Annotated in this window: 21 protein-coding genes; 7 read left to right on the forward strand and 14 right to left on the reverse strand. The window is 70.7% G+C overall.

Annotated features, from left to right (window positions below; genetic code table 11):
• Positions 1-36 precede the first annotated feature (36 nt).
• Positions 37-522 carry a hypothetical protein gene (locus K4L06_RS04400; protein ID WP_221670239.1) on the reverse strand — a complete coding sequence of 162 codons (486 nt, stop codon included), beginning with the start codon at positions 520-522 and terminating at the stop codon, positions 37-39.
• Positions 523-621: 99 nt separating this feature from the next.
• A complete protein-coding gene (locus K4L06_RS04405) occupies positions 622-3372 on the reverse strand; it encodes a PKD domain-containing protein (protein WP_221670240.1) in 2751 nt (916 codons plus the stop codon).
• A 746-nt stretch (positions 3373-4118) separates the two neighbouring features.
• On the opposite strand from K4L06_RS04405, the gene K4L06_RS04410 reads away from it, so the two are divergent.
• Positions 4119-4844: an FKBP-type peptidyl-prolyl cis-trans isomerase gene (locus tag K4L06_RS04410; protein ID WP_221670241.1), complete on the forward strand. Its 726-nt coding sequence runs from the start codon at positions 4119-4121 to the stop codon at positions 4842-4844.
• A 15-nt stretch (positions 4845-4859) separates the two neighbouring features.
• On the opposite strand, the gene K4L06_RS04415 is transcribed toward K4L06_RS04410, so the two are convergent.
• Both K4L06_RS04415 and K4L06_RS04420 read right to left on the reverse strand, forming a co-directional pair.
• Positions 4860-6008 (reverse strand): metallophosphoesterase, encoded by a 1149-nt coding sequence (locus tag K4L06_RS04415; RefSeq protein ID WP_221670242.1) that lies wholly within the window; start codon positions 6006-6008, stop codon positions 4860-4862.
• A gap of 84 nt (positions 6009-6092) precedes the next feature.
• On the reverse strand, positions 6093-9248 hold the full coding sequence (locus tag K4L06_RS04420; RefSeq protein ID WP_221670243.1) for a TonB-dependent receptor: 3156 nt from the start codon (positions 9246-9248) through the stop codon (positions 6093-6095).
• 171 nt (positions 9249-9419) lie between these two features.
• Here K4L06_RS04420 and K4L06_RS04425 point away from each other — a divergent pair, with 171 nt between their 5' ends.
• Both K4L06_RS04425 and K4L06_RS04430 read left to right on the forward strand, forming a co-directional pair.
• Positions 9420-9971 carry an RNA polymerase sigma factor gene (locus K4L06_RS04425; RefSeq protein WP_221670244.1) on the forward strand — a complete coding sequence of 184 codons (552 nt, stop codon included), beginning with the start codon at positions 9420-9422 and terminating at the stop codon, positions 9969-9971.
• Complete coding sequence (locus tag K4L06_RS04430; protein ID WP_221670245.1) at positions 9968-10981, forward strand: FecR domain-containing protein; 1014 nt, start codon at positions 9968-9970, stop codon at positions 10979-10981. Before K4L06_RS04425 ends, K4L06_RS04430 begins: the two co-directional genes overlap by 4 nt.
• Here the strand turns inward: K4L06_RS04430 and K4L06_RS04435 are convergent.
• From K4L06_RS04435 to K4L06_RS04450, 4 genes are read right to left on the reverse strand one after another with little or no spacing between them, the layout of a single operon-like run.
• Positions 10965-12581, reverse strand: a complete 1617-nt coding sequence (locus K4L06_RS04435) for a PepSY-associated TM helix domain-containing protein (RefSeq protein ID WP_221670246.1) — start codon at positions 12579-12581, stop codon at positions 10965-10967. The genes K4L06_RS04430 and K4L06_RS04435 overlap by 17 nt on opposite strands.
• A 7-nt stretch (positions 12582-12588) precedes the next feature.
• On the reverse strand, positions 12589-12891 hold the full coding sequence (locus tag K4L06_RS04440) for a hypothetical protein (RefSeq protein WP_255594985.1): 303 nt from the start codon (positions 12889-12891) through the stop codon (positions 12589-12591).
• Positions 12888-13172, reverse strand: coding sequence for a hypothetical protein (locus K4L06_RS04445; RefSeq protein WP_221670247.1), 285 nt, complete (start codon positions 13170-13172; stop codon positions 12888-12890). Before K4L06_RS04445 ends, K4L06_RS04440 begins: the two co-directional genes overlap by 4 nt.
• Before the next feature lie 28 nt (positions 13173-13200).
• Entirely contained in the window at positions 13201-15423 is a 2223-nt protein-coding gene (locus tag K4L06_RS04450) for a TonB-dependent siderophore receptor (RefSeq protein ID WP_343225727.1), read from the reverse strand.
• A 213-nt stretch (positions 15424-15636) separates the two neighbouring features.
• Between K4L06_RS04450 and K4L06_RS04455 the strand changes: the two genes are divergently transcribed.
• Entirely contained in the window at positions 15637-16068 is a 432-nt protein-coding gene (locus K4L06_RS04455; RefSeq protein ID WP_221670248.1) for a MarR family transcriptional regulator, read from the forward strand.
• Positions 16069-16177: 109 nt separating this feature from the next.
• Positions 16178-17698 carry an aldehyde dehydrogenase family protein gene (locus tag K4L06_RS04460; protein WP_221670249.1) on the forward strand — a complete coding sequence of 507 codons (1521 nt, stop codon included), beginning with the start codon at positions 16178-16180 and terminating at the stop codon, positions 17696-17698.
• Positions 17699-17731: 33 nt separating this feature from the next.
• On the opposite strand, the gene K4L06_RS04465 is transcribed toward K4L06_RS04460, so the two are convergent.
• From K4L06_RS04465 to K4L06_RS04490, 6 genes are all read right to left on the reverse strand, one after another.
• Complete coding sequence (locus K4L06_RS04465; RefSeq protein ID WP_221670250.1) at positions 17732-18376, reverse strand: DUF2894 domain-containing protein; 645 nt, start codon at positions 18374-18376, stop codon at positions 17732-17734.
• Positions 18366-19019, reverse strand: coding sequence for an OmpA family protein (locus tag K4L06_RS04470; RefSeq protein WP_221670251.1), 654 nt, complete (start codon positions 19017-19019; stop codon positions 18366-18368). Before K4L06_RS04470 ends, K4L06_RS04465 begins: the two co-directional genes overlap by 11 nt.
• Positions 19016-21400, reverse strand: coding sequence for a DUF802 domain-containing protein (locus tag K4L06_RS04475; protein WP_221670252.1), 2385 nt, complete (start codon positions 21398-21400; stop codon positions 19016-19018). Before K4L06_RS04475 ends, K4L06_RS04470 begins: the two co-directional genes overlap by 4 nt.
• A gap of 7 nt (positions 21401-21407) precedes the next feature.
• Positions 21408-22112: a DUF3348 domain-containing protein gene (locus K4L06_RS04480; RefSeq protein ID WP_221670253.1), complete on the reverse strand. Its 705-nt coding sequence runs from the start codon at positions 22110-22112 to the stop codon at positions 21408-21410.
• A 190-nt stretch (positions 22113-22302) separates the two neighbouring features.
• Positions 22303-22791 carry a YfbM family protein gene (locus tag K4L06_RS04485; protein WP_221670254.1) on the reverse strand — a complete coding sequence of 163 codons (489 nt, stop codon included), beginning with the start codon at positions 22789-22791 and terminating at the stop codon, positions 22303-22305.
• 112 nt (positions 22792-22903) lie between these two features.
• The gene (locus K4L06_RS04490; protein ID WP_221670255.1) at positions 22904-23254 is read right to left on the reverse strand and encodes a DUF11 domain-containing protein; all 351 of its coding nucleotides are present in this window, start codon (positions 23252-23254) and stop codon (positions 22904-22906) included.
• Positions 23255-23323: 69 nt separating this feature from the next.
• Here K4L06_RS04490 and K4L06_RS04495 point away from each other — a divergent pair, with 69 nt between their 5' ends.
• Both K4L06_RS04495 and K4L06_RS04500 read left to right on the forward strand, forming a co-directional pair.
• Complete coding sequence (locus tag K4L06_RS04495) at positions 23324-23821, forward strand: sigma-70 family RNA polymerase sigma factor (protein ID WP_221670256.1); 498 nt, start codon at positions 23324-23326, stop codon at positions 23819-23821.
• A gap of 70 nt (positions 23822-23891) precedes the next feature.
• Positions 23892-24935, forward strand: a complete 1044-nt coding sequence (locus K4L06_RS04500; protein WP_221670257.1) for a FecR domain-containing protein — start codon at positions 23892-23894, stop codon at positions 24933-24935.
• The last annotated feature ends 129 nt before the right edge of the window (positions 24936-25064 follow it).

Below are 25064 nucleotides of genomic sequence, written 5' to 3' on the forward strand. Positions count from 1 at the left end.
GGCCCGCGTCGGCGCCGCGCCGCGACCGGCAGTCGGCTAGGAAACCACGAACGCCCGCACTACCGGCCGCGCGCCGTCCAGCGACACTTCGATGCGGTAGGTGCCCGGCTTCCAGCCCGCCGGCTCAGCGACGCGGAAATCGTAGACGCCCTCGCCATGGAACGCCGGCGTGCGCGCTTCCTGGTTGAACACCCGCCCGGCCGGATCGAACCAGCGCACGCTCAACCGCCCGGGCACGCGGGTCTGCGCGTCGCGGGTGGCGGTGCGGATGGTCGCGACCACGGTATCGCCGGGGGCGAAACGATTCTTCGGCGAGGTCGCGCGGTCCGATCGCGGGCGGGCCGGGCCGAGTTCGACCCCGCGAATGGCTACGGCGGTCGCGATCGGCGCGTTCTCGCCGCTGGCGCCGGGCGAGGCGGCCGCGGAGGCTGCAGATGCGTCGGTCGGCCGGTCGCAACCGACGGACGAACACGCCGCTGCGATCAACGCGGCAGCGGCGATGCGATGCAGGATGGGTTTCATCTCGGGTGTCCGCTGACGGCGCTGGCCGCGACTCGCACGGCCAGCGCCGATTGTCGACAAGACGGCGGACCGCCGAAGCCGGCGGCCCGCCGTGCGGGTTTACTGCACCGTGCCGTTGAGGTCGAACGGAAGTTCCTGGGCCACGTCGGGCGCCGACGAGGGCGTGCCGACGTCGATCACCGAACTCCAGCTGGACGTATCGACGTTGTACTGGCGCGCGTTGGCGCCGCTGCGGCCGCGCGCACCGACCACGGTCATCGGCGGCGCGAAGTGCGCGCCGGCGCTGCTGTCGATACTGCCCCACACCAGCCAGTAGCTGCCGGCGGTGAAGAAGCCGGACCCCGCGCAGGCCGTAGGCATGCTCAGGCGATTGCGCCAGACCTTGCGGGTGGTGACCGGGTCCACGCCCGGCGAGGGATACAGGCTGTTGCCGATGCGGTACAGCTTGGCCTCGGTCGAAGAGGCCAGCACGTTGCCGCTGGTGCTGCCGCACAGCAAGGTGCTGCCCGAATCGCCCGGACGGCCGCGCCAGACCTGCAGCACGCCGGCGGTGAACGGTGAGGTCGAACCGGTGGAGCCGGTCTTGTAGGCGTAGACATCGACCGATGACAGGGTCCAGCTCTGTCCGCTGGGCACGACGAAATCGTCGGCCAGGCGATAGGTCGCGCTGCTGACCGCATAGCCGGTGTTGGTATTGCTCTCGGCGGTGTTGCCGTCGTTGTTCTGCACCTCGCTCCAGGTCGTGCCGGTCGGCGCGGCGGTGCCGTCCTTGGCGCTGGCGCCGGTGCTCAGGCCGCCATTGCTCCACACCGTGCCGCCCGAGGGACCGGCCGAGTAGCTGCCGGTCAGGCCCAGGCCGGAGTAGGCGGCGTAGCCCAGGATCATTACGTGGTAGGTCCCGGCCTGGACGTTGGCGATGCTGCAGGTTTCGTTGTTGCTGTCGCTCTCGGACTTGCAGTCGAACACCGAGGTCGTGGGCGCGGCACCGAAGCGCACGAACAGGTCCGCATCGCCGCTGCCGCCGGAGGTGACGAAGCGCAGATTGCTCGCCCCGGCCGGCACCTGCAGGGTCCAGAACCGCTGGCTGTCCTTGGCCCCGGCGATACCGGTCACCGGCACGCCATTGCTCAAGGTATTGCCGCTGGGCGCGTCGGACACCGTCACCGCCTTGGTGATCGAATGGCTGGCGCCGTCGTCGTCGGTCACCTTGAGGGTCACGTTGAACGTGCCCGCGGCCGCGTAGGTATGCGCGGGGCTGGTCGTGGTCGAGGTGACACCGTCGCCGAAGTTCCATTCGCGCGCGACGATGCTGCCGTCGGAGTCGGTGGAGGCATCGGTGAAACTGGCGGTCAGGTTCGAGGTGGAGAAGGTGAACGCCGCGACCGGGTTGGCGTTGCCGGGTGCCGTCACGGTCACCGGCTTGCTCGCGGTGTGGGTGGCGCCGCCGTTGTCGGTGACGGTCAGCGACACCGTATAGGTGCCGGCCGTGGTGTAGGCGTGGCTGGGGTTGGTCGCGGCCGAGGTGCCGCCGTCGCCGAACGCCCAGGCGCGCGACACGATGCTGCCGTCGCTGTCGGTGGAACCGTCGCTGAAGTTTGCGGTGAGGCCGTTGGTCGAGGCGCTGAAGTTGGCCACCGGCGGCACATTTCCGCCCGAGGCCTTGTTGCAGGTGCCGGTGAAGTTGTCGGTCCAGGTCTTGCCGGCCACCGGGACGAAATCGCCGGTGTAGCCGCTGGCGGTCAGGGTCAGCTTGAGCACCCCGAAGGTGTGGTCCTGACTCTTTTCCAGCAACGAATGGCTGCCGTCGAGACCGTAGAAGTCGCGACCGCCGGTGCCGACCAGGATCTGGCGCAGGCCGTCGGTCTTGGCGGTGCCGGCGCCGTCCATCTTGCCGTAGCGCTGGTAGTTGTGGTCGTGGCCGACCAGCACCAGGTCGGCCTTGGCCGCGTACAGCCGGTCGTAGATCGGCTTGACCGAGCTATAGCCGCTGTAGTTGCCGCGGCTGACCAGGGGATGATGGAAGTACGCCGCGGTGCAGGGTTTGGTGTTGGCGGCCAGGTCGTTGCTGAGCCAGGTCAGCTGGGTCGAAGAGATGCTGCCGCCGGACATGGTGTTGAGGGCGATGAAATGCCAGTCGCCGACGTCGTAGCTGTAGTAGCCCTGGCTGCGGTTGCCGGCGGGACCGGTCTGCTGTCCCGAACCGTTGTAGTAGTCGAAATAGCCGGAGGCGCCGCTGGTGTTGTAGTCGTGATTGCCGGGGGTTGGCCGGGTCAGCTCCTTGAAGCGGCCCCAGCGCGGACTGTAGAGGTTGTTGTACTCCGACAAGGTGCCGCTGCCATAGGCGTTGTCGCCGGCGGTGAACACCGAGGTCGGGTTGATCGCGACGATCAGGTCCGAGGTCTTGCCGCAATCGGCCGGCGAGCTGTCGCAGATGTCGCCGGCGCCGGCCACGGTGACCGTGGTCAGGTTCAGGTCCTGGGTGCCGGCGTCGTAACTCTCGACGGTGTAGCGGCTGTCGGGATCGCCGAAGTAAGGCTCGATGGTCACGCATTCGCCGCGCAAGGCGCGAGTATGGAAGGCGCGATCGTTCCAGTGCTCGCCCTGGAACACGTAGCGGTCGCCGCCGGAACTGGTGATGCGCAGCGAGTCGTAGCCCTGCAGCACCAGTTGCTTGAAGCCCAGGCGGATCCATTTCGCGCCGGCTTCGCAGATCCGGTTGCCCGGCGTCGCCAGTAAGGCAGATGGCGCGGCCTGCGGGCGCTTGCTGATCACGCCGTCCTCGCTGAGCTGGACGGTGCGTTGCGTCGCCGTGGCGCTCTGCAGGGCGACGATCGAACCTGCCAACAGCAACAGCGCGCCGAACGATCTGCGTCGGCGTATTCCGGGTAGAGCTGGGGTGGCCATCAGAGTTTCCTCTTAGCTTCCGATTGGGGAAGGCCGCTGGCGCGCCGGCGGGCCGGCGCGCAGGGCATGCGCTCATCGCACAGGCGGACCTGCGCCGACGGGCCATGCCGCAACGGCCGGCGAATGGGGATGACGCCATCGCCGCGCACGGCCAAACCGGCCCTGCCCTGCATCGAACGATGGGTAAGCCGAACGCCGCGATGGCCGCCGGCGACGCGCAAGGATGCGAACGTCAATGTGTTCGACATCGATGCCATCGACATCTGTTGTGAATGAACGGCGAGGCGGCAACCGCGCGACGGGCATTGCGACCGTGATGTTGGAGCGCGCGTGCGAACTAGCCCGCGCGCCTGCGCTTGCTGGCATGACCTGGCCTCGCGTCTGGCGAACGAATCGCCCCCTGTAGAGACGCAGACGAAGCCGATCGCCGATACCTCAGCTGCGATCGCCCGTATTTTTCATGATCTTTGGTTATTTGACTCGGCCCACCATCGAGTGAAACAAACACTGGAAAACAAGGGATTTTTCGCGTTTTACCGGCACCCAGAAACGTGACCACCGCCATGAATCCAGCCTTGCGCGCGTGGCCGCTTCGCGTCCGCATCGCCATGCGATTTGTCGCCGCGACACGCCCGTTCCGGTCCGATTGCGCCTTCCATCCACGCCCACGCCTTGTCGCCAGGAGCCTCGCCATGAACCGCGCCGCCCACGCCCTAGCCCTGTGCCTGCTGGTCCTGCCGGCCGCCTGCGGTTCCGACACCCGGCCCGCGGCCAGCGCGGCCAAGGCCGCTACGCTGGCGCTGGACGGGCCGCGCGACAAAGTCAGCTACATGGTCGGCCTGGATCTGGCCAAGCGGATCGGGCCGATCGAGGACGAGGTCGACATCGACACCGTCGTCGCTGCGCTGCGCGCCGCTCACGCCGGCGCGCCGGCCCAGCTCGACGACAAGCAGATCGCCGCGATCCGCAGCGAGTTCGTCGCCCACCTGCAGGCCAAGCGCGACGCCGCGCAGAAGGCGTTGGCGCAGAAGAACCGCAGCGAAGGCGAACGCTATCTGGCCGACAACGCGCGCCGCGACGGCGTCGCCACCACCGCTTCCGGCCTGCAGTACCGCATCGAACGCGGCGGCCGCGGCACGGCGCCTTCGGCCGCCAGCACCGTACGGGTGAACTACGTCGGCCGCCTGCTCGACGGCCGCGAATTCGAAAGCACCTACGCCACCGACCATCCGGCCGAGTTTCCGCTCAACCGGATCATGCCCGGCCTGCGCGAAGGCCTGATGCTGATGGCGCCGGGCGCGAAGAGCCGGCTGTGGATTCCGGCCGCGCTGGCCTACGGCGAGGCCGGCGTGCCCGGGCAGATCGAGCCCAACGCGACCCTGGTATTCGACGTGGAACTGCTCGAGGTGGCGCGCTGAGCGCGCCCCGCGATCTCAGTCCGTTTCGGCGTCGCGCGCCATCGCCTGCAGGGGCAGGCGCTTGCCCTCGGGCGTGGCGCGCTGCATCCGGCCGCGCTCGATCAGCAGCAACTCGCCGTACTCGCCGTTCTTGATGCTGCTGTCGATGCCGATCACCCGGCCATCCAGGTAGCTGCCGACCTGCTTGTGCGAGGTGTGGCCGACGACGATGCGGCGCACGCCGAGCCGGGCGAGCAGCGCCTCGACCTCGGCCTGGCCCAGCGCGGCGTCGTTGAAATAGCCGCGATACCAGATCGGGCTGGTCTTGCCGTTGTACAGCGGCGCCAACGCCGGATCCTGCTGCCAGACGGTCTTGGGCGTGCCCAGCGAGGCGCGGTAGCGCGCGTTGGCATCCGCGCGGCTCAGGCCCAGGTCGAGGTAGGCGGCGGAAATGCCGCCATGGACGAACAGCAGGTCGTCGATGCGCAGGATCGTCGGCCGGCTGCGCAGCCAGCGGCCGAGCACGGTGTCGGGCCCGTACAGCTCGGCATAGGGCGTGCCCAGCTCGGCGGCCGCATGCTGGTAGCGCTCGTTGACGTAGCGCAGGTCGTTGGCCAGCACCATCGCCTCGTGGTTGCCGATCAGCAGATGCACCGCGCCGCCGGCCGCGCGCGCCTGCTGTTCCAGCCCGTACAGCAGCCACAGCACCTGGTTGACCTGGGGACCGCGGTCGAACACGTCGCCGGCGATCACCAGATGGCCGCGGCCGTAGCTCCAGTCGAGCCGGCGGTCGACGATGCCGTTGCTCTGCAGCAGCTTGCGCAGCAGCTCGTACTGGCCGTGCACGTCGGACAGGGCGGCGATGCGCGCGACCCGGCCCGGCACCGTGTCCGGCGCGGGCTCGGCCGGCGCCCGCACGCTCACCGGCTTGGCGTAGCCGCATTGCGCCGGCACCGCCACCGGCCAGCCCGGCGCGGCGTAGCTACGTTCGACCGTGCGGCCGGCGCAGACCCAGCGCGCCTGGATCTCGCCCGGCGCGTAGCGCAGATAGGGTCCGTCGTCGAAGGATGCCGCCGCTGCCGCGGCGGCCGCGGCGGCGTCCGGTTCGGTTTGTGCGGCGGCCGCGAACGGCGCCGACAACCCCCAGGCCAACGCGGCGCGGAATAGGAAAGCAGGCAGTTTCATCGTCGTCAGTATCGCCATTCGTCCGCGCAGGGCCAAGCCGACGGCCCGGAGAAAGCAGGGGCGCGATGCGCCCCTGCGAACCGCTCAGCGGAAGCGGTACTCGTACTCGACCGCGACCTCGCGGCCGATCGGGTTGTACACGTCGTAGAAGTACGGGAAGCTGGTGTTGGTCTCGTCGTGCGGGTGGGTGTTGTCGAACAGGTTGTTGACGAACAGCTTCAAGGTCGCCTGTTCGGTGATGCGCTTGGCCAGGTTCGCGTTCCACAGGATGTGCACGCCGGTGCGGCCGACGCCGCTGAACTTGGGCAGGCTGCCGTAGCGGGTCATGAACAGGCTCGACGACCAGTCGCCCGCGTGCCAGTTGGCGCCGGCGCGCAGCCGGCTGCGGAAGTCGAGATTGTCCGGGTCGTCGCGCCAATCGCTTTCGACCGGGTCGGTGGCGAACACCTGGCGCTCGGACTTGAGCGTGTGCGACCAGTTCAGGTCGAAGCGGAAGTCGCCGTAGCGCTCGGTCTTGAGCCGCCAGTTGACCCCGGCGTCGATGCCGGTGACGCGTCGGTAGGACTGGTTGAGCGGCGCCGACTTGACCTGGACTACGCGGTCGATCGGCTCGCTGCCTTCGGCGCGCCGGGTCACCAGGGCGGTGACGTTGCGGCAATAGCCCGAGTCCGGCGCGAACGCGAACGGCTGGCCGTTGAGCCGCTTGCCGGTGCGGCAGCCGGCCTCGCCTTCGAGGATGCTGGTCGGGCTGAGGCGCTCGATCGCGCCTTCCAGTTCGATGCTCCAGTAGTCGGCGGTCAGGGCCAGGCCGTCGGCGACGTCCCAGACCGCGCCGACGTTCCAGGACTTGCCGGTTTCCTCTTCCAGGTTCGGATCGCCCTCGCTGAGGCTGAAGACGTTGTAGCTGTAGCCCGAGCACCCCGGGTTGGCGCCCGCGGCGATGCAGCGCCAGGGATCGACCGCGGTGCCGAAACTGCCGCTGCCTTCGCTGAACACCCAATGCAGGTCCGGCGCCTTGAAGCTGGTGGCGTAGCTGCCGCGCACCAGCAGGCTGTCGAACGGACGCCATTCCAGGCCGGCGTTCCAGGTCTTGGCGTCGCCGACCGCGGTGATGTCGTCGTACTTGTCGAAGCGGCCGGCCAGGCTGGCCTTGAGCGTGCGGTGGAGCGGAATGCGCAGCTCCGCGCCGGCAGCGTAGCGGTCGCGTTCGCCGCCGCCGTTGGTGCCGGTCAGGTTGTACAGCTGGACCACGCCGGGCTGCACGCGCGGGTCGCTGGACAGGTCGTAGCCCTGCGAACTGGCTTCCAGCACCGCGGCCGCGCCGACCGGGCCGGCCGGCAGTTCGAACAGATCGCCGCTCAGCACGAAGCTGGCGGTGTTGACCCAGGACTCGGCCTCGTACTTGGCCACGGTCGAGATCGAGGCGTATTCCTGCGGCGTCATCGGCCGGTACCAGCGATCCAGATTGAGCCGGTAGATCGGCACGCCGTTGGACCGGGTGCCGAGTTGCGGGCCGAAGAAATAGTCGTTGACCCGGTTGCCGACCATGCGCCGACGGGTGCGCTCGAACCAGTAGTCCGCGCGGCTGAAGGTGGCGTCCCAGTCCCAACGTTCGCCGAGCTTGCCGCGCAGGCCGACCGCGACGTCGAGCGAGCGCTCGCGGTAGTGCTGGTTCATCGGTTCCACCCCGCCCAGGTCGACCGGGGTCAACAGGCGGTTCGGCGCGATCACCGCATTGAATTGCGGATCGTAGAAGTCGCCGCGGCGGCCGACGCCGTCGGTATGCGGCCCGGTGACGCTCTCGAATCCGCCCAGCGATTCGACCCGCGAGCGCCAGGCCTGCACCGACGCCCAGCCCTGCAGACCGTCGCTGAAGTCCCAGGTGCCGAACACGTAGCCGGCGAGCTCGTTCTTGCCCTTGCTCAAGTGCTGGTAGGTGGCGTCGCGCCAGGTGCCGCAGCCGTCGCCGAGGCTTTGCACGGCGTTGCCGCTGATGCGCTTGTAGGTATGGCGGAAGAACTCGCCGCCCCAGCGTTCGCAGGTGCCGGCCGGCGGCGCGATCAGCGGGCTGCTGCTACTGGTGCTGCCGCGGCGGATGCGCAGGCCGGCGTCGGGCTGCACGCCCAGGCGCGGATCGGGGCCGGGATGCGCGCGCAGGTCCCACTCGTCGCGCTGGAAGCCGTACAGCAGCTCCTGGTTGTAGTACTGGAACGCGTAGGTCAGGCCCCAGCGTTCGCCGGTCTTGCCGCCGGTCCATTGCAGGTCGATGCGATCGCGACCGCCCTGGGTGCTGGTGCCGGCGCGCAATTTGACTTCGTCGCCCTGGTAGCCGCGCTTGAGCACCACGTTGACCACGCCGGAGACCGCATCGGCGCCGTAGATCGCCGACGCGCCGCCGGCCAGGATCTCGATCCGGTCGACCGCACCGGAGGGGATGTTGCCGAAGTTCTGGAAGTTGCTGCGGCCCTCGTACGGGAAGGGATAGTCGGCGGCGCGGCGGCCGTCGATCAGCAGCAACGAGCGCCCCGGCCCCAGCCCGCGCAGGTTCAGCGGATGGGCGTTGGCCGAGAAACCGCCCGACAGCTCGGTCTCGACCTGGCCGTTGGCCATCACCAGCGTATCCAGGGCTTCGAACACGGTGGCGTGGCCTTCGCGTTCGAGCTGCTCGGCGCTGATCACCGTCACCGGCGAGGGGCCTTCGATTTCCGCGCGCTTGATGCGCGAGCCGGTGACCTGCACCGTTTCCAGTTCGGTCGGGTCGGGGTCGGCCCGCGTCTGCGGCTCGCGCGGCTGGGTCGGTTTGGCCGGCGCGGCCTTGGGCGCGGCGACGATCGCGATCACTCCGCTCGCGGTCACCCGGTACGACAGGCCGCTGCCGGCGAGCAGCCGCGCCACCGCTTCGCGCACGGTGTAGCGTCCCGACAGCGCCGGCGCGCTGCGCCCGCGCACCAGGTCCGGCGGGATCAGGATCTGCGCGTCCGCGGCCGCCGCGACTTGGTTGAGCGCCGCCGCCAGCGGCTGGCTCGGCAGGACGTACTGGTGCGCCGGATCGGCGGCGGGCTGCGCCGCCGCCGGCGCGAACGCGGCGGCGAGCGCCACGCCCAAGGCCAGGGCGAGCGCGCTCGCCAGCGGACGCCGGCCGGCGCGGGCCGGGGTTGCGATGTGCGAATCCCTGGGTTTGCTGTACTGCGCCTGCGTCCGACTGCCCTGCTCCGCCTGTTGCGGTGAAACGATCCCCATTGCAACGCTCCCCGATGAGTGACGACGACGCCGCTCCCTGGCACTCGATCTCCTTCCCCAATCGATGCAGACGCAGCCCGGCGCGGATTCCTCACTCGCCTTTCGGCAGGGTTGCCGGCGGCCAGCCGGTGGCTTAGCGTAGCCCCCGCTTGTCCGGCCGCGGGAGGGGCGATGAACAACAGCGAAGCCGGCGACGCGCCGGAAGCTGGCGCTGCGCCCGGCGCCGCCGACCTGCCCTTGCTGGCGGCGCGCTATCGGCCGGCGCTGGTGCGCTACTTTACCCGCCACCTGCCCAGCGCCGACGACGCCGAGGACCTGGCCCAGGAGGCGCTGGTCCGGCTGGTGCGGATGCCGTCGCTGGATGGAGTGAGCAACGTCGAAGCGTTCCTGCTGCAGATCGCCTCGAACCTGCTGCGCGACCACTTCCGCCGCGACAAGAGCCACCAGGTGCAGCATCACGTCTCGATCGACGAGGTGGCGCGCGACTGGCCGAGTGAGGATCCGCACGGCGAGTGCGTCTACGAAGGCAACCGTCGCCTGCAGTCGTTCCTGGCCGCGTTGGACGAACTGCCGCCGCGTTGCCGCCAGGTATTCCTGCTGCAGCGTTACGAAGGCCTGACCTACAGCGCCATCGCCAAACGTTTGCAGATCAGTGTCAGCGCAGTGGAGAAGAACATGATGCGCGCGTTGCTGCATTTCGACGCCCGTCTGGGAGAAGCGTGAAAACCCCGTTGCTCAACGTGATCGAAGGCGGCGACCCGTCGCGGCGCCAGGCCGCGGCCTGGTTCGCGCGCATGCACGCCGACGACGTCGCCGAACGCGACCGCCAGGGTTGGCAGCAGTGGATGGCGGCCGACCCGCGCCACCGCGCCGCTTACGAGCGCATCGAGCGGCTGTGGTCGGCGGCCGGCGAGCACGCCCAGCATCCGCAGATCGCCCAGCGCCTGCGCGAGGCGGTGGCGCCGCCGGCCGCGGCGCCGAAACGCCGCAGCCGCGCCGGCTACGCCTGGGGCGCGGCCGCGGCCGCCGCCGCGTTGGCGCTGGCCCTGTTCGTGCCCGGCCTGCTGCGCCGGCCGGCGCCGGAGCAGAGCTACCTGACCCAGGTCGGCGAAAGCCGCACCATCGCCCTCGACGATGGTTCGCGGATCAGCATGGACACCGACAGCCGGCTGGTCGTCGCCTATTCCGACGCCGAACGCCGCATCACCCTGTTGCGCGGCCGCGCCTACTTCCGCGTCGCCAAACAGGCGCGGCCGTTCCTGGTCCGCAGCGAAGAAGGCAGCGTGCGCGCGGTCGGCACCGAGTTCGAGGTTTATAGATATGGCGACGCGCTGGAAGTCGCCCTGGTCGAAGGCCGGGTCGCCTTGCTCGCGGCGCCGGCGAGCGCGGACGCGGAACCGACCCTGTTGGCGATGCTCGATCCTGGCCAGAAAGCGCGTTTCGGCAAGCGCCGGCCGCTGCAACGACTGGCGCCGGCGGCCCCCGGCACGCGTCCGGGCTGGCTGTCGGGCAAGCTGGTGTTCGACGACCGCAACCTGGCCGAGGCGGTGGCCGAGTTCAACCGCTACAGCCGGCGCCGCCTGGTCGTGGACGGCGACGAAGCCGCGCAACTGCGGGTCAGCGGCGTGTTCCGCAGCGACGACCCGCACGCCTTCGCCGAGGCCTTGCAGGAGTTGTATCCGGTCGCCGTGGACGAGTCGGCCGAACGGATCCGGATCAGTTCGCGGCGCTGACGCGCGCGACCGCACCCGCGGCATCGCCCGCCGTCCTCGCCGACCACACGCTGTCGGCATGGCCGGCGCGCGCGCGTGCGCGGGCATGGCGCGCGATCAGCGCGAACGCCGGCACCGCGGCCAGCGCGACCAGGTCGATGACGATGCCGGTGCCGGCATGGTTCCAGGTGCCGCCGATGCCCCACAGGCCGGCCAGGCTCGAGAGCGGAATCGCCAGCGTCGCCGCCGCGCAGACCCACAGCAACTCGACCGCAGCGCGCGCCGCACCGCGCACGAAGGCCCAGGCGACGGCGGCGGCGAACACCGCGTAGTAGATCGCCTCGTGCCACAGGGCCAGGTCCTGCACCAGGGCCGGCAACCACTTGGCCGCGGCGACCGTGGCCGAGATGCCGGCCACGCAGCCCAGCGACACGCCGATCGTCAGCGCGCCGAGCACCCGTACCGAACGTTTCTGCGTCACCGGGCCGGCGCCGCGGTCCTTCCTGCGCCGCGATTCGATCCACAGCAGGTTGCCGGTGTAGAACAGCATCGCCCCGGCCAGGCCCAGCAGCAGGTACATCCAGCGCACCGAGTTGCCGCCGTAACTGCCGAAGTGGAGCATGAAGAAGGTATTGACCGCCGAATCCCAGCCGCCGAGGTGGCCCGGCAGGTCGTGCATGTCGACCTGGCCGGTATAAGGGTCCAGATGGGTCGAGGCGTAAGTGCGCGCACGCGTGCCGTAACGCGTGTCCAGGCCGGTGACGTGGCCTTCCAGGCGATCGTCGCCCTGTTCGAAACTGAAACCGTAGACGCGGAAGCCGGGCAACTGTTCGTTGACCCGACGCAGCAGTTCCGCCGCCGGCAACGGCCTGGCCCCGGCCGGCGGCGGCGGTTCGGCCGCCTCCTCGCCCCATTGGATGCCGTTCGGATAGACCACCCGATCCTGCGCATCGTAGAACTGGTCGTGGAAGGCGAACACCACGCAGGTCAGCGCCATCACCAGATGGAACGGCAGGCTGACCAGGCCGAGCGCGTTGTGCACGTCCAGCCACATCCGCTTGATGTTCTTGCCGATCCGCAGCGCGAAGACGTCCTTGACCAGGGTCGGCAGCAGGATGATCAGGCCCGACACCAGGGCCAGCGCGTACAGCAGCGATACCGCGCCCATGATCGGTATCGAGACCTCGGCCGGAAACGGCAGGCCGACGTGCTGATGCAGGGTGTCGACCAGTTGCGCGACCGGCGTCTTGCGGATCCGTTCGACCTGCAGACGCCCGTCGGGACCGAAGCTGGCGCCGTAATCGGTGTAGTCGCCGCGACGCTCGCCGCGCACCCGCCACAGCACCCGCGCCGGCGTGTCCGGCGCGGTCTCGACCAGCACGATGTAGTGCCTGGCCGCCTCCGGATGCGCGGCCAGCACCGCGCTCACCAGTTCCGGCGCGCGCTCCAGCGGCACCGGCGCGGCCAGCGACGAGGGCGGCGTCGCCCAGCGCTCCAGCGGCTTTTCGAACATGGTGATCGCGCCGCCGTAGAAAGCGACGAACAGCATCAGCCCGGCGACGATGCCGACCCAGATGTGCACGTCCTTGTAGACCTTGACGATGTCGTTGCGGATCTTCATCGCGTCCTCAGATCAGGGTGGCGCGCACCATCCAAAGCAAGCCGAACGCGAGCGCGTTGGCCGCGCCCAGCCACAGCCAGGCGCTGGCACTGCTGCGGAACAGGAACACGCACGACAGCACCGCGCACCACACCGGCGCGATCAGCCACATGTTGAACTGGACCTTGCCTCCGCCGCCGTCGATGCCGTCCGGCCCCAGCCAGGCGAACAGGCCGGATACGGCCAGCGCCAGGCCGAAGCCGAGGATCAACCCGGCCGAACTCTTGCCGAACCAATGCCGGCTCTGCAGCCGCAGCGCTTTCTCGCTCATGCGCGCGCTCCGCGCCGGCGCGCGCGCCAGGCGCCGAGGAACGGCGCCGCGGTCATGACCAGCATCAGCACCGTCAGCCACAGCGCCACCGCCGCGGCATGGCCCATCGCCGGCCACAGCAGGACCAGCGACAGCAGCGCGCAGGCGCTGCCGGGCAAGGCGCGGCGGCGCGCAGGCCAGGCGCCGGCGGCGCGCCATTGCTGCTGCGGCGTGGCGAGATAGAACAGCCAACCGGCGGCGAGGCCGCACAGCAGGGCGGAAACGAGCAGCCAGACGTTCATGAGCCTTCCTCGTGCGCGGCCGCGCGCTTCACCAGCCCAACCGCAGCGTCGCCGTCAGCGTGCGGCCGGTGCCGTAGAAACACGAGGACACGCCGCCGCAGGTCGATACGTAGGTCTTGTCGGCGAGGTTGCCGAGGTTGAGCGCGAGCTGGGTCGACCTGCCGTCGGCGCCGTCGATGCGATAGCGGATCGCCGCATCGAATACGGTGTAGGCCGGAATCCGGTACAGATTGGCGCTGTCGCCGTAGCTCTCGCCGTTGTGGCGCACGCCGGCGGCGATGCCCAGCCCGGCCAGCGCGCCGCCCTGCACGGTGTAGTCGGCCCACAGCGAGGCGGTCCAGTCCGGCACCATGCCCAGGCGCTTGCCCTGCACGTCCGGCGCGCCGCGGCTGACTTCCGAATCCATCCGCGCCGCCGCACCGATCACGCTGAAGCCTTGCAGCGGCGTCAACCGCCCTTCCAGCTCGACGCCGCGCACCCGGCCCTCGCCGCTTTGCACCTGGCAGCGGCCGGCGCCGGTGGCGCCGCAGTTGGCATGGCTGGGGTCGGGATCGTCGGTTAGGATGTTCTGCTGGCGCAGGTCGTAGGCCGACAGCGTGATCAGGCCGTCGAAGGCCGAGGGCTGGTACTTGAGTCCGCCCTCCCACTGCTTGCCGGTGATCGGCTCGAACGGCGTACGGGCGTAGCTCTGGTTGATGTCGGTGGTCGGCGGCTGGAACGACTCGGCATAGCTCAGGTACGGCGACCAGCCGCCCTCGCCGGCGTACAGCAGGCCGGCGCGGCCGGTAAAGGCCTCGTTCCTGAGCCGGGTGCGCTGCCACGGCGTGACCGCGCCGGTGGCGACCGTGCGGGTCGCGGTCGCGGTGTCGTCGTCGGCCCAGTCGTAGCGGCCGCCGAGCAGCACGCGCCAGCGTCCGAACGCGATCTGGTCCTGCAGGTAGGCGCCGGTCTGCTCGTTGACGCCGCGCGACAGCGACACCGAACGGGTGACCGGCACGTAGCCGGTATAGACCGGCTTGAAGATGTCGATCGGACGCGGGTTGCTCATCGCGCCGCGGCCGCCGTGCCAGTCGGCCTTCTGCCAATCGACGCCGACGATCAGGGTGTGGACGAGCGCGCCGGTGTCGAAGCGGCCTTGCAGGCGGGTATCGATCGTGTCGCCGTCGGACACGCCCTCGCCCCAGGTCGCGCGCCGGTTCTGAGTGCGGCCGTCGGGGTTCAAGGCGCCGTTGGTGACCACGGTGCGGAACAAGGAATCGGCGTGGGTGCGGCGCGCGCTCTGGCTCAGCGTCCAGCGCGGGTTGAAGTCGTGCTCGAACAGCCAGCCCGCGGTCCAGATGCGGCGGTCGTAGGTATTCCAGTCCGGTTCGCCGATGAAGGCGGTGTTCTTCATCCGCCCGTAGCGGGTCGCGCGCAGGGTGCCGTCCATCGGCAGGAACTGATAGGTCGAACCGCCGTCGTCGCGCTGGTACAGGCCGAGCAGGGTCAGGCGGGTGCTCTCGGCGATCTGCCAGGTGTAGCTGGGCGCCAGGAACCAATGCTTCTGCTCGGTGCGGTCGATCTGGGTCTCGCCGTCGCGGTACAGGCCGACCAGCCGCACCAGGTGCGCGTCGTCGGCGCTGCCGGCGCCCAGATCGAACGCAGCGCTGTATTGGCCGTGCGCGTCCAGGCCCAGCTGCAGGATCTGTTCCTGCCCCGGCGTCGGCGTCTTGCTGACCTGGTTGACCATGCCGCCGGGCGCGACCTGGCCGTACATCACCGCCGACGGTCCCTTCAGCACCTCGACCCGGTCCAGGTTCCAGCTGTCGAACATGGTCCGGTTCCACTGGCTGCCCTGCGGCGCGCGCATCCCGTCCAGGGTGACGTTATTGCTCCAACTGCCGGCGTCGTAGCCGCGGATGCGGAAGTCGTCGACCCGGTTGTCGATGCCGCCGCTCTCCAGCGACACCCCGGCGACGTAGCGCATCGCCTCGTTGAGGTTCTGCACCCCGCGCGCATCGAGTTCGTCGCGGGCGATCACCGCGATCGACTGCGCGGTTTCGGCGATCGGCGTATCGGTCTTGGTCGCGCCCTGGGCGTGGGTGGTGGTGCGATAGGCGTTGACCTGCACCGCGTCCAAGGTCGTCGCATCGTCGACCGGCCCGGCGAGCGCGTCCTGCGCCAGCGCCGAAGTCGGCCAGGCCAGCGAGATAGCGAGGGAGAGGTACAGCGGGGAGTGCGCCAGCGAGCGCAGGCTTCGGTTCGCGAACACGGAGTCGGCCTGTCGGAGAGGGCTGGCTGACTGCGCGGGCAGCGGCTGATCTCCGCAAGCTTATCAAATGAGAACTATTCGCGTTACCGAACAGGGCAGCCGCCACGCCCGGCAAAGCCACGACGACGGCGCGCGGCCGGGCCGAACCCGTGCGGTACAGTGGCCGCCGTCCGGCGCGACGCCGTGGCGCGCCCACTTCTCCGCGAGATCCCGATGGCAGCCAGCCGCGACATCGACATCCTCAACCTGGTCAACACGGTGGCGCACCAGGCCACCGCCGGCATGCAGCGCGCGCTGCGCGAGGCCGAACTCGGCCTGGTCGCGATGGAGGCGCGCACCCTGCGTTTCGTCGCCCGCCATCCCGGCTGCACCCAGAACGACATCGTCCGCGAGAGCGGCCGCGACAAGGCGCAGATCGCCCGCGTCATCAAGGCCTTGCTGGACCGCGGCGAGATCCGCCGCCTGGCCGACGAGCCCGGCGAGAAGCGCCTGCGCCTGCAGATCACCGACGCCGGCGCGGCCACCCATCGCCATGCCGAGTCGCTGCGCGGCAAGGTCGCCCAGTCGCTGCTGCGCGGCCTGGACGCCGGCGAGCGCCGCAGCCTGCAAGCGCTGCTGCAGCGCATGACCGAAGCCGAGCCCTGACCCGGGCCCGGGACATGCACCAGGTTGACTTTATCAACCAATTGGCCGAAAGTTGATAAAGTCAACCCGGCAGCGGCCCGTCCGCGCCCCCATCCTGCAGGCGCCTTGCATGACTCCAGTCTCCGCCGACACCGAAGCCTACGACGCTCACGCACTGGACGCGCTGCGGGCCTCGCTCGCGCAACGGCCGCCGGCGCTGCTGATCGACGGACGCTGGCAAGCCGCCGCATCCGCCGCCGCCCTCCAGGTCGACGCGCCGGGCGACGGCCTGCCGCTGGCGCACATCGCCGCCGGCGACGCGCGCGACATCGACCTGGCCGTCGCCGCGGCCCGGCGCGCGTTCCGCCACGGTCCCTGGCCGCGGCTGCCGGCGACGCGGCGCGCGGCGCTGTTGTTCGCCCTGGCCGACGCGATCGAACGCGAGCGGATCGAGTTGGCGCGGCTGGAGTCGCTCGACGCCGGCCATACCCTGCGCTCGATCCTCGCCGGCGACCTCGCCCTGGGCCTGCGCTCCTTGCGCGACTACGCCGGCTGGGCGACCAAGATCGCCGGCGAGACGCCGGCGCAGTCGGCCGATGCCGGGGCGATGGACTACTTCCTGCGCGAACCGATCGGCGTCGCCGGCCTGATCACGCCGTGGAATGCGCCGTTCCTGATGGTGCTGCAGAAACTCGCCGCCGCGCTGGCGGCCGGTTGCACCGCGGTGATCAAGCCGGCCGAACTGGCGCCGTTGAGCGCGCTGCGCATCGGCGAGTTGTGCCTGCAGGTCGGCATCCCCGCCGGCGTGGTCAACATCGTCACCGGCACCGGCGCTGCGGCGGGCCGGGCGCTGGCCGAGCATCCCGATGTCGACCTGGTCAGCTTCACCGGTTCGACCGCGGTCGGACGTTCGATCCTGGCCGCCGCCGCGCACAGCAACCTCAAGCGGGTGGTGCTGGAACTGGGCGGCAAATCGCCGGTGCTGGTGTTCGCCGACGCCGACCTGGACCGGGCCGCGGCCGCCATCGTCGCCGAGATCGCGTTCAAGAGCGGCCAGTACTGCGCCGCCGGCTCGCGCGTGTACGTGCAGGCCTGCGTGCGCGAGGCCTTGATCGAGCGCATGCAGGCGGCGATGGACCGGCTGCGGGTCGGTCCCGGCCACCTCGCCGACAGCGATATGGGGCCGATGATCTCGCAGGCCCAGCGCGAACGCGCCCTGGACATCGTCGGCCACAGCCGCGCCGCCGGCGCGCGCCTGTTGCGCGGCGGGCATGCGCTGCCCGGGCCGGGCTATTACTTCGAGCCGACCTTGTTGACCGACCTTACCGCCGACATGCGCGCGATGCGCGAAGAGATCTTCGCCCCCGCCTTGGCGGTCGCGTCGTTCGCCGACGACGCCTCGCTCGACCAGGTCGCAGCGCTGGCCAACGATTCGGCCTACGGGCTGTCGGCCAAACTGTGGGCGCGCGATGTGGGCACGGTGCACGGCCTGATCCGCCGGCTCGAATCCGGCCAGGTCGTGGTCAACGGCGGCGGCGGCGAGGCGGTGCTGCCGTTCGGCGGCGTGAAACAGTCCGGTTACGGCCGCGAGAACGGCCATGTCGGCCTGTCGGCCTTCACCGAAATCAAATCGGTGCGCCTGGGCTACTGACGGCGCGCCGGCGGCGCGATCGCCGCGTCGCGCTCATTCGCGCCGCTTGCGCGGCTTGTCGCGGCCGCGTTTGCCGTTGCCCGTCGGGCGCGGCGCATCCTCGGGCTCGATCACCCCGTCCGCCTGCAGGTGCTCGATCCAGGCCAGGGTATCGACGTAGGACAGGAACTGCTGCAGATACTCCGGCGAGGCCTCGCGCATCAGCAGCAACGAACGGTGCACCAGCCGGCCGGAATTGAGCGGCCCGGCGTTCTGCGGCGCCTGCTCCAGCGATTGCCGCAACTGGCTGTCTGCGCGCAGGCCGGCCCACAGCGTGCGGAACTCCGCCAGCGCGCCGAGTTCGGGAAACGGCGTCGACGAAGCAGCCGCGTCGATGCCGAGCGAGCGTTCGCGCGCCGCGGCCTCGCCGGCCGCGTCCCGGGCGAGCGCGGCGAGCGAATCGGCGGCCGACGGCGGTTCGGCCATCGCCGCCTCGGCGCGCGCCTGCACCACGACGGCGAAGTCCTCGGCCAAGGCCTCCAGGCGCGCCTCCAACAACCGCCGCGCCTCGCCGTCGCGGCTGCGCGCGCGCCGGGCCAAGGCCTCGATGCGATGGAAACGCAAGGGCTCGGCGCGGTCGGCGCCTTGCGCGCGCCAGGCCTCGAGCCGGGCGACGATCTGCGCGGCTTTATCGTCCACGCGCGGCCGTGCCGGTCTTGGACGGCTGCGGCACCGGCGCGATTTCCACCCGCCGGTTCCGGCTGCGGCCGGCCTCGTCGGCGTTCGAGCCGACCGGCTGTTCGGCGCCGAACGCGGCCGCGAACAGCGACCCCGAGGGCACGCCCTCGGCGATCAACGCGCGGGTCACGGTCAGCGCGCGCTGCGCCGACAGTTCCCAGTTGTCGGCGAACTGCCGGTTGTCCTGGCTGACCTGGCGGTCGTCGGTGAAGCCGCTGACCATCAGGATCTCGTCGCGCGAGCGCAGATATCCGGCCAGCGGACCGGCCAGGCTCTTGAGCAGTTCGCGCCCTTCCGGCTGCAGTTGGTCGGAATTCAACGCGAACAGCACGCTGCCGCTGATGCCGATGCGGCCATCGACCAGGGTCACCCGGCCCGCGGCCAAGGGCCCGGCCAGGGCCTGCTCCAGGGTCTGGCGGCGCTGCGCCTCCTGCTGCCGGCGCTTGACCTCCTGGTCGAGGCGGTCGGACAGCTGCAGCTGCGCGCCGATCACGCCGACCAGGATCAGCACGAACACGCCCAGCAGCACCGACATCAGGTCGGCATAGGCGGCCCAGACCGGCGCCGAAGTGCCGGCTTCGGCCTCGTCGAACTCCACGCTCATGCCGCTTCGGCCCCGGCGCGGCGTTCGGCCAGCTGCTGCAGGTTCTCGATGATCTGCTTCTGCGACAGCACGCTCAGGTCGATCACCTCGCGCGCCTGCGCCACGTAGTAGCCCAGTTGCTCGTCGCTGCGCGACAGCGACTTCTCGAGCGCGTTCTCGACCCCCAGCAGGCGTTCGGACAGCTGCTCGCTGGATTCGCCGAACGCCTGAACCGCCGCGCCGAAGGCCTCGCCCAGGCTGGCGACTTCGGCCGCGCCGACCGAGACCTGCGCGGCCAGGCCGCCGAGCTTGCCGGTTTCGGCCTCGACCCGTTCGCTGAAGCGGCTGCCGACCTGTTCCAGCGCCTGGGACGAAGCGGCCAACAGGGCGTCGACCGCCGCGCGCTGTTCGGTCGAGGCGTGGTCGACCGCGTCGAGCAGGGTTTCCAGGGTCGCCAGCAGGCGGTTGCGCTCTTCCAGCATCGCGGTATCGCGGACCATGCTGTCGGACAGCTTCTGGCGCAGCTCGGCGACCACCTCGGCCGCGGCCTTGGGCGCTTCGGCGGCGGCATCGACCAGGCGCGAGATCTCGGCGATCGTGTCGCGCGCATGGCCCTGAGCCTGGGCGGCGATCTCGTCCGCGGTGCGCGCCAGGGTGTCGCAGATCGCCTGCTGGCGCTCGCTCGCCTGCTCGCCGGCCTGCTCCCAGCGCTGGCCCAGATTCGCCGCCATGCCTTCGAACGCGCCGGTCCACGCGGCCAGGCGCTGCTCGTCGCGCGACTCCAGCGTCGCCTGCAGCTCGGCATGCGAGGTCTGGGCGGCGTGCAACAGTTCGGCTGCGGCCTTGGGCGCTTGCGCAGCGGCATCGACCAGACGCGCCACCTCGGCGAGGGTGCCCTCGGCATGGGTTTGCGCCTGCGCGGCGATGTCTTCGGCGGTGCGGGCCAGGGCGTCGCAGATCCGCTGCTGACGCTCGGCGACCTGCTCGCCGGCCTGCTGCCAGCGCTGGTCCAGCGCGCCGGACAGGGCTTCGAAGCGCTCCGACCAGAGCGCCAGGCGCTGCTCGTCGCGCGCCGCCAGGCTGGCCTGCAGCTGCGCATGCGAATCGTCGGCGCCGCGCACCAGCGCAGCGGCCTGGACCTGGAAACCGGCGGTCGCCGCGCTCAGCGCTTCGCGATTGCTCGCCGCCAGTTCCTCGTGCGCAGCGGACTGGCGCGCCAGGGCGTCGCTCCAGGCCTGCTCCGTGCGCTGCGCATCGGCCTGCATGCGCGAAGAAAGGTTGTCGAGCAGATCGGTCGCGCCGCGACCGAAGGTTTCGGCGACGCCGTCCAGGCTCTGGCGCAGGTCGCGCACCAGCGCTTCATGGGCGCGGCCCTGGTCGGCCAGGGCGCCGTTCCAGATCCCGCTCACCGTGCTCGCGGTGGCGGCGAAGCCCGCCGCCAATCCGTCGGCCTGGCGTTGCACCGCCGACTCGACCGAGGCGTGCAGCGCGCGGGTCTGCTCGGCGATCGCGCCCATGGTGGCGTCGACCATCGGCTGCAACGCCGCGCCGCTGGCGCGCACGCTGTCGCCGATGCTGTCGCGCAGCGAGTCCTGCACCGACGAGGCCAGGCGCGCGTAGGCCGCTTCGGTGCGCTCGTGGAAGGCTTGTTGCGCCGCCGTCTGGCGTTCGTGCGCGACCTGGCTGTGCTGCTCCAACGCGGTCATCATCGCCTGCATCCGTTCGATCAGCGTCGGCATGGCCTCGGCCTGGCGCTGCAGCAACTTGAACGACTCTTCGCGGCGCTGCGCCTGCGAATAGCCGCGCAGATCCGTCGCGATGGCCGCGTCCAGGCCCTGCACCGCCTGGTTGCGTTCGCGCCGGCACAGCGCCGACAACAAGCCGAGTATGGCCGAGGCGGCGACGCCGGCGATCGAGGTGCCGAAGGCGAAGCCCAGGCCGGCCACCGGCGCGGCGATCGAGTCGCGCACCGCCTGCAGGTCGGCGGCGCTTTCCAGCGCCAGACCGGTGCCGCGCAAGGTGGTCATCATGCCGAGCAGGGTGCCGAGCATGCCCAGCAGCACCAGCAAGCCGACCAGGTACGGGGTCAGCCCCGGCGCCGGCAAGGCCACGCGCTCGCCTTCCACGCGCAGGCGCACCGCCTGGCGCAGCGAAGGGTCCAACGCCTGCAGCCATTCGCCCAGCGCCGGCGGCGGCGCGGACAAGCCGTCGAGCGCGCTGCGCAGTGAGCCGGTCGCCTGCCGATAGCGGTGCAGCTCGAAGGCGCCGGCGCAGTAACAGGCGCCGATCAGGACCGCGACTGATAGCGCCAGCGGATGGCTGCCGACATAACCGGCGGCGACCCAGACGATGGCGGCCAGGCCGGCGAGAAAGACGAAGGCGTGCAGCGGGTGCTTGGACATATCGTTCTTATGAATTGTTGCGCAGGGCCGAGAGCAAACCCTCGGCCGGTTGAAGTCGTACATCCAGCTCGGCCAGCAGCAGGCTGCGCATGTCGCGGCGGAACCTGTCCAGCCACGCCTGAGCGCGCGGCGCCGCGGCCGCCTCGTCCTGCGCCGCCAGGCGCAAGCGTTCGAAGTGTTCGCCCAGCAAGGCCGGCGCCGAGCCCAGCAAGGCGCGTTCGCGCCGTGCCAGCGCGCGTTCCATCACCTGGTCCACCGCGGCCAGCTGCGCCATGCCCGGCGTGCCCAGGCTGAGCCGGTCGCGCAGGCGTTCGCGCAGGCGGCCGGCGCCGGCTTCCATGGTCTGCTGCAGGGCCAGGTAGCGTTGGCGGAAGAACGGGTAATCGGCGGTTTCCTCGACGCGCAGCGCAGCCGGCGCGCCCGCTTCGGCGGTGGCGAAGGCGCGGTCGCCGGCGATCGCCTGGCTCAGCGCGCTGCGCACCTTGGCGCACTCGGCCGCTTCGCTGTCGGCGCACACGCGTTCGCCCGGCGCGGCGGCCAAGGGGGCGGCGTCGAGCGCGGTCGACAAGGTCAGCGAATGCGTCCAATCGACCCACTGGCTCAAGCGGTCCGACAGCGGCTGGCTCGGCTGCGGTATATCGGCGTGGGTCAGGCGGGCGAGCAGGCGAATGAACGTCGGGCCACGGACCGTCGCCCGTCGTGAAGCTTCCATCTTTACCGCAGGCTAAAAAAGGCGGCTATTTTACACGGCGAAGGCGACCGCTTGCTGACCGCTGCCCCGACGCGCCGGGCAGAAAACGCTGCCCGATTCAGCGGATTCATATTCATGCCCGGATTGCGGCGATATACCCCGGCAACCCCGAGGCGACCGGCGCCCGGGGCCGCTCGCGAGGCGCCCTGTATCAATTGATATAGGCCAGCACCGCATCGCCGCGTTGCGCGGCCTCGCGGTAGAACGCCGCCAGCTCCAGATAATACCCAAGCACATATTCCCGCCCTTCCTGGTCGTCGCGCTGCCAGATCTGCGGATAGATCTCGGCCGCGTCCAGGGCCGCGGGCGAGAATCGCGCGCCGAACTGGGCCGCGTCGATCGCCGACAAGGCCGCCGACACGGCCTGGACCTGGACCGGACTGAGGTAGCGCACCGGCCCGTAGCCGACGTCCTCGCCGATCGCCTGCCCGCCCAGCACCGCCAGGAACAAGGGCGCTTCGCCCTCCCAGGCGCTGCCGTTGAGGGTGTAATGGATCGCGTGCCAGGCCTTGTCGATGTCCAGATGGTTTTCCGGTTCGTCCTCATCCGGATAGATGAAGCTGTGTACCGCACCGGGATCGTCGAGCAGGGTTTGCAGTTGCGCCGGCGACAGCGCAGCGAAGTTTCCGATCATCCCCATTACGTTTCTCCGTCCCACTGCGCACCCGGCCGCGCGGCCGGCCGGGGCAAGCGCCGCAGGGCGCGGCAACCGCGCGGGACGCCGTTGCCGCCCTGTCCGCAGGCGACGGCGCTCAGTTTGCGGTACAGGTCAGCGTCACGGTAAGGCTGTCGCCATTGGCCAACGTACCCAGGGTCACCCCCGACTCCAGTTGCGCCAAGGTCAGCCCCGCCGGGCAGGCGGCGCCGCTGCAGGTCGGCGGCGCCGTGCAACTCAGGCCGCTGCGGCTGCCGGCCGGGTCGGTCAGCAGCGCCCCGGTCACCGCGTCGGGACCGGCGTTGCTGACGACGATGGTGTAGGTCGTGGCCGCCCCTCGCTCCACGGTGTCGTCGGCCTGGTCGAGCTCGTTGTTGATGCCGGGCGTATTGGTCTTGGTCTTGCCCTCTTGGCCGGGGCGACAATCACAAATGACAATCACTCTCATTTGAGCTAGAGTCGCGCCGATTCCGCCCAGACCTTTCCTCGCCGCCGCATTCCGGGCGGCGCCGCCCCCATGCCTTCCAACGCCGCCGTCCTCACCTCGCTGCTGGTCACCGAGCGCGAGCGGTTGCTGCGGTATCTGGGCCGCTACCTCGACCGCGCGAGCGCCGAGGACGCGCTGCAGTCGATGTACTTCAAGGTGATCGCGGTCGCCGGCGAGCCGCCGATCGCCGACGCCCGCAACTACCTCTACCGGCTCGCCCACCACCACGCGGTCGACCAGGGCCGCAGCGAGGCGCGCCGGCGCAAGCTGCGCGAAGCCGCGGCGGCCTGGCTGGACGAGGAACAGGAGCCCGACAGCGCCCAGGTCGCGCTGGCGCGCGAGGAACTGGAACGGGTCGCGCGCGCCGCGCGCGCCCTGCCCGAGCCGTCGAAGCGGATCTTCCTGCTCAATCGCTTCGAAGGCCTGACCCAGCGCGAAATCGCCGAGCGCCTGGGGGTGTCGACGACCACGGTCGAGAAACACATCCAGCGCGCGCTGCGCCTGCTCGACCAGGCGCGCAACGGTTGAACGCCCCGGGGGTTGGGTCCGGCCGCCCCAGGTTCGTCCTTAATCGAGTCCAGGCAGCCATCGCCACCGCATGACGTCCTCTCCGCCCAACGATCCCGCCGCCCCGCCCTGCCTCGATGCCGACGATCTCGCCGGGCAGGCCCGCGCCTGGGTCGCCCGGCTGGCCTCCGGCGAAGCCGACGAGGCCGAGCTGGCCGCGTTCGAGGCCTGGCATCGGGCGCCCGCGCAGCGCGCCGCGTTCGCGCGGCAACGCGCGCTGTGGCAGGCGCTGGCGCCGCTGCGCGCGGCGTTCGAAGCCGAATCGGTCGCCCTGCCGGACGCCGCCGGCGCCATCGCAACGGCAGCGTCCGGCGTAGCGCTCGCGCCGCTCGTTCGCCGTCCGCGCCGTCGCCGCATCGTCGCCTGGGGCATCGCCACCGCCGCCTGCCTCGTCGTCGCCGCCGCCGCGCCGGGCCTGATCCTGAGTCTGCGCGCGGACTACCGCAGCGGGCCGGCGACCGCGCGGCACGTCCTGGCCGACGGCAGCGTCCTCGCCCTCGACGCCGACTCGGCCGTTGCCGTGCGCTATGGCGATCGCGAGCGCCGCATCGAACTGCTGCGCGGCAACGTCTGGGTCCGCGTCGCCCACGGCGACGCGCGGCCGTTCCGGGTCGACGCGCTCGGCGGCAGCGTTCGCGACATCGGCACCGCATTCGAGGTGCGCCGGCGCGACGCCAGCGTGCAGGCCGCGGTCAGCGAAGGCCTGGTCGAGGTGAGCTCCGGCGCCGGCGCACCGGTGCGGGTGGCCGCCGGCCAGTCCGTCGCCTACGCCGAAAACGCCCCGGTGTCGGCGCCGCGCGCCGTAGCGGCGGCGGACATCGCCGGCTGGCGTCGCGGCGAACTTTCCTTCGATGCGGTGCCGGCCGATCAGGCGTTGCGTCGGATCGCGCGCTATCGGCGCGCGCCGCTGTGGACCCTGGGCTCGTTCGAACGCGCGCCGCGGATCAGCGCCAGCCTGCGCATCGACCGCAGCGACGAGGCGATCGCCGCGATCGCCGCGATCGCCGAACGCGCGCGCCTGCGCGTCCAGCGCCTGCCCGGCGGCGCGTTGCTGGTGCGGCCGCCCGCCGACTGAGACCGCGCCGGCGATTTTCGCCGGCGGGGTTGGGTAAACGCCTTCGCCGGTCGTCCTGTAGTTCGTAGCCGCGAGACGCGCATCGCTTCTCAAGCCAAACGCCGCTCGCTTCTGCGCCGACGACCCGGC

This window comes from Lysobacter sp. BMK333-48F3 (assembly GCF_019733395.1).
Taxonomy (GTDB): Bacteria; Pseudomonadota; Gammaproteobacteria; order Xanthomonadales; family Xanthomonadaceae; genus Lysobacter.